Origin of the sequence: Candidatus Chordibacter forsetii (assembly GCF_964187505.1) — a bacterium.
Classification (GTDB): domain Bacteria; phylum Verrucomicrobiota; class Verrucomicrobiia; order Opitutales; family Seribacteraceae; genus Chordibacter; species Chordibacter forsetii.
The window spans coordinates 1-4,033 of record NZ_CAXLML010000084.1 but is presented as its reverse complement, the minus strand read 5'-3'; the positions used below and the strand labels follow the sequence as shown (position 1 = coordinate 4,033).

Below are 4,033 nucleotides of genomic sequence, written 5' to 3'. Positions count from 1 at the left end.
ACTTGCCGGCAGTCAGCCCAACATTCTCTTTATCCTGACGGATGACCAGGGAAAGGGGGATCTCTCCTGCATGGGCAATCCCATTTTACGCACTCCAAACTTGGATAAGCTTCATGCTTTAAGCACGAGATTTGATGACTTTCATGTCAGCCCGACCTGCTCACCCACCCGCGGTGCTCTGATGAGCGGTCGCTCTCCCTTCGAGGTAGGCATTTCCCACACCATCCGTCAACGCGACCACCTTGCCCTTGATGTGGTTACTTTCCCACAAGCCCTACAAGCAGCAGGTTATAAAACCGGAATCTTTGGTAAATGGCATCTCGGAGATGAAAAGCAATACCTACCAAAAGCCCGTGGTTTCGACGAGGTTTTGATCCACGGAGCCGGCGGAATTGGCCAGACCGGTTGGGGAGATTTCCCCGTAAACGAAGAAGAGTGCTACTTTGATAATGTCCTTTTGCACAACGAGGAAATCGTAAAAACCGAAGGGTTCTGCACCGATCTCTTCTTTCATGCGGGACTGGCTTGGATGAAAGACAGGATAGACGCCAAGGATCCTTATTTTGCCTATATTTCCCTCAATGCTCCCCACGGGCCAATGATTGCCCCTGAAAAATATAAGCGGAGATTCTTGGACGAAGGATATGGAGAGCGGACTGCCGGTCGATACGGAATGATTGAGAACATAGACGATAATATTGGGCTGGTCTTAGCCAAGCTCAAGGAATGGAATCAGTTCGAAAACACCCTAGTGATCTTCATGACCGACAACGGGATGGCAGGAGCAACAGGAATGAAGAATGGTAAGAAATTTGCCTCTTTTAACTGCGGAATGAAGGGAGCTAAGGCCACGGTTCATGAAGGGGGCACCCGGGTACCAAGCTTTTGGATGTGGAAAGGCAGAATCAAGGAAGGAGTGGATATCGATGCACTTACTGGACATATTGATTTCTACCGTACGATGTGTGAACTTGCTGGTACAAAGGTCCCCAAGAGTAAACTTCCTCCCAAGGGACGATCCCTGCTCCCTCTTTTTGAAAACCTCAAACCGGAATGGCCCAACCGAACACTCTTCTTTCACCGAGGCCGGTGGGATGATAAAATTTGGGATCACGACGCAATGGAAACGCACAGGTACAGAAATGGTGCCGCTCGATCTACCCGTTGGAGATGGATCGATAATAAAGAACTCTATGACATTGGCAAAGATCCCGGACAGCAGCAAAATGTGGCCAAGAAAAACCCAGAGGTAATGAAGCAAATGAAGGAGGCGTACGATGCCTGGTGGAATACCCTCGGCCCTTTACAGGTAAATGCCGGGAAGGAGCAAATCACCAAGGGCAATTTTCCTTTGCAGAAACGATACCAAAAGAGGATCAAACTGGGCAAACTTCCAGAATGGTCACCCAAACCCATTTAACTCAGCCTACTAACATCAAATAAATTTATTATGACAGCAGAAAAAGAAAATAACCAAAAAGGAAATAAACTTGGAATTTGGGCCTTGGTCACTGCAGTACTTAGCTGGGGCTGCATGATGGGAGCCATTCCGCTGGGTATCTTAACTTGGTTTCCTCTTCTCGCTATTGCTGCAGTCACTTCCGTTCTTAGCCGGAAGACCGCGTTGGGCAAGGTGGCCATCGTCTTACTGATCCTCGAAATCCCTGCATACCTTGTAATTCACAGTATCCAGTTGGTCCCTCAAAACCTTTAATCTCATACGACTCAACAATTAAAGCCCTTTTCATGAAACTTTTTCTCCTATTAATTAGTCTACTTAACACCTGCATTTTTGTTTTCGGCAAGCAAAACGCTGGCGTAGCCCCAACGGTTAAAAACATTGCCTACGGGGATCATGAAAAAGAGAAGATGAACTTTTGGAGGTATGAATCCGAAGGACCGGTTGGAGTCCTCCTCGATATCCATGGGGGTGGATGGATGGGAGGAAAGAAGGATGAATCCAAACGCCCAAGCCAATTACAAAAGGGGTATCATATAGCATCCATTAGTTATCCCCTCGTCAATGAAGGAGGCAGGCAACCGCAGATGCTCCATGCCGCCCTGCGTGCCGTTCAGTTTTTAAGATACAAAGTAAAGGAATGGAACATCAACCCCAGCCGAATTGTGGCCACCGGAGGTTCGGCCGGCGGGTGTTCAAGCCTGCTGGTTGCTTTGCACGATGACATCGCCAACCCTAAGAGCAAAGATCCGGTGGAACGGCAGTCCTCCCGCATCGCCGGTGCCCTGGTGGCTGGTGCTCAGACTACGATGAACCCGTTCATGATCAAAGAACGCATAGGTGAGACAACCTTTGGCAACCCCATGCCATACAAACCCTTTGGTGCCGAAACCATAGACGAACTGACCAGCAACTGGGAAGAATACAAAAACCTCGTACAACAGTGCTCTCCTTTGAACCATTTAACCAAGGATGATCCTCCCCTGCACCTCTTTTACAATGTGAACCGTGAGTTCCCCACCAGCAAATCACCCAACGGAATCCACAGCCCCATCTTTGGGGAAATCATGCTGGAGGCATGTAAAAAAATCGGGGTGGAGTGCCACTTGCAATATCACGAAAAAGACCGCCCGCTACCCGAGGTAAGCCGGGAAGAATTTTTGAACCGCTTACTTCTGGGCACCTAATTTTAAAATTTATTTCCGTTTCTTAAATATCCTGAAAAGAAACTTAGCCATCCCGCCCAGCAGACCGACCCAAAAACCTAAAAAACCGACGCCAACAATCACATAGGTAATTCTCATGTGAAAATTTTGTTGAATGTTCTCTTCAAGGGTTGCATCCGGATAAGGAAGATCAAAAAAGACCAGCATATAAGCTATAGCCAGCAGGATGGTGAGCAGGCCACCTACGATCAAGAAAACGGCAGGAAATTTTTTCATTGCGAGGAAAACCGGTACAGAATGCCCTCCATTCCTTCCACCCGGTTACCCTTTACCAGCACCCCTTCTTTTTGGAGTAACTCGATTTTCTTTTCCACCCCTAGGGCATATCCTCCGATCTCACCATTACTGCAAACGACCCGGTGGCAGGGAACTTCAAACAGCCTGGGGTTCCGATTCATGGCCTGCCCAACGGCCCGATACGCACGGGTACCGACAGCCTCGGCTAATTCCTTGTATGTGGTCACTCTGCCTTTCGGAACCCGGAGGAGCAGTTGATAACATTTCTCGGCCAAGGACATTGCTTAGGCTTCTCCCAAATAAACAAACAAATCAAGGCAATTTCAAAAGATCAAATTCGCTCTTGGAGTTATTATTTTGAGTGCATAATGGGGGAATTTACTCAAGTGTATGATCTATGGACCCATTAACCATCATTGCTATCATTATCGGTTTACTCTTTGCAGGCTTTTTATTTTTTGTCGAAGAAGCATTCGAAAAAATGCTCAACCCATTGTTCAGGCTTGTCGGGTTGAATTCCTCTTGTGGGCCTCTTGAAATTAGAGCTGAAAAAAAAGATGAGTCGATCATTCTGGTTATTAAAAACCTTGGGAAATCGCATGCTTCACTCGCCTCAATTCAAGGAAGAAATGCTAATGGAAAGACAATCTATCCTATCCCTTACTCTACTCTAGATGAGTCCATTCAAGATCTTGGAGAAAAAAAGACCAGCGATCTGTGCAAGAAATTCATCAAAGAAAAGCTCGCTACCCAATGCTCAAAAACGATTTACCTGAAACAATCTGAATTGGTGGATTGCTCGCTTGATAGCCTTGAACTATTGGATGCCCTCGGTGGTAAATGGCCTGTCATTAGTGAATGAATTTCTACAAAATCCACTTGAACACAAAACGAATTGTATTGCTTGATGAGTAATAATTTCAACTACGAGCACTTAGATGAAACCGTTGAAGAAGGCGTGTTCTCTCCATGGCAAGAGGTCGACATCGAAATATGTTGTTTTACAGATTTAGGAATCAAGGTTGCCATTAACGATGAATATATTGGTTTGGTCTATGAGAATCAGGTTTACGGTTACTATGAGGAAGGCCAAAGGCTCAAAGCATATATT

The 4,033-nt window shown here is 46.4% G+C and carries 6 protein-coding genes and 1 pseudogene; 5 read left to right on the top strand and 2 right to left on the bottom strand.

Features of this window, described 5'->3' with window-relative positions; all coding sequences use genetic code 11:
• The 3 genes from ACKPQ4_RS04035 to ACKPQ4_RS04025 all read left to right on the top strand — a co-directional run.
• On the top strand, positions 1 to 1,420 hold a 1,420-nt coding region (locus tag ACKPQ4_RS04035; RefSeq protein ID WP_407679924.1), incomplete at its 5' end, for an arylsulfatase.
• Between the two features lie 30 nt (positions 1,421 to 1,450).
• Positions 1,451 to 1,714, top strand: a complete 264-nt coding sequence (locus tag ACKPQ4_RS04030; RefSeq protein WP_407679923.1) for a hypothetical protein — start codon at positions 1,451 to 1,453, stop codon at positions 1,712 to 1,714.
• Between the two features lie 32 nt (positions 1,715 to 1,746).
• Complete coding sequence (locus tag ACKPQ4_RS04025; RefSeq protein WP_407679922.1) at positions 1,747 to 2,646, top strand: alpha/beta hydrolase; 900 nt, start codon at positions 1,747 to 1,749, stop codon at positions 2,644 to 2,646.
• A gap of 9 nt (positions 2,647 to 2,655) precedes the next feature.
• Here the strand turns inward: ACKPQ4_RS04025 and ACKPQ4_RS04020 are convergent, their stop codons facing one another.
• Both ACKPQ4_RS04020 and ACKPQ4_RS04015 read right to left on the bottom strand, forming a co-directional pair.
• Positions 2,656 to 2,901 (bottom strand): Asp23/Gls24 family envelope stress response protein, encoded by a 246-nt coding sequence (locus tag ACKPQ4_RS04020; RefSeq protein ID WP_407679921.1) that lies wholly within the window; start codon positions 2,899 to 2,901, stop codon positions 2,656 to 2,658.
• The gene (locus ACKPQ4_RS04015) at positions 2,898 to 3,203 is read right to left on the bottom strand and encodes an MGMT family protein (RefSeq protein ID WP_407679920.1); all 306 of its coding nucleotides are present in this window, start codon (positions 3,201 to 3,203) and stop codon (positions 2,898 to 2,900) included. The genes ACKPQ4_RS04020 and ACKPQ4_RS04015 overlap by 4 nt, the downstream gene beginning before the upstream one ends.
• Positions 3,204 to 3,319: 116 nt before the next feature.
• Here ACKPQ4_RS04015 and ACKPQ4_RS04010 point away from each other — a divergent pair, with 116 nt between their 5' ends.
• Positions 3,320 to 3,784: a hypothetical protein gene (locus ACKPQ4_RS04010; protein WP_407679919.1), complete on the top strand. Its 465-nt coding sequence runs from the start codon at positions 3,320 to 3,322 to the stop codon at positions 3,782 to 3,784.
• 45 nt (positions 3,785 to 3,829) lie between these two features.
• Positions 3,830 to 4,033, top strand: a pseudogene (locus ACKPQ4_RS04005) (type I-B CRISPR-associated protein Cas8b1/Cst1); the annotation flags it as partial.

What these genes read in the sequence shown, in the direction of transcription:
- ACKPQ4_RS04020 (WP_407679921.1), bottom strand. Translation starts at nt 2,901, where the DNA reads ATGAAAAAATTTCCTGCCGTTTTCTTGATCGTAGGTGGCCTGCTCACC.
- ACKPQ4_RS04025 (WP_407679922.1), top strand. Translation starts at nt 1,747, where the DNA reads ATGAAACTTTTTCTCCTATTAATTAGTCTACTTAACACCTGCATTTTT.
- ACKPQ4_RS04030 (WP_407679923.1), top strand. Translation starts at nt 1,451, where the DNA reads ATGACAGCAGAAAAAGAAAATAACCAAAAAGGAAATAAACTTGGAATT.
- ACKPQ4_RS04010 (WP_407679919.1), top strand. Translation starts at nt 3,320, where the DNA reads ATGGACCCATTAACCATCATTGCTATCATTATCGGTTTACTCTTTGCA.
- ACKPQ4_RS04015 (WP_407679920.1), bottom strand. Translation starts at nt 3,203, where the DNA reads ATGTCCTTGGCCGAGAAATGTTATCAACTGCTCCTCCGGGTTCCGAAA.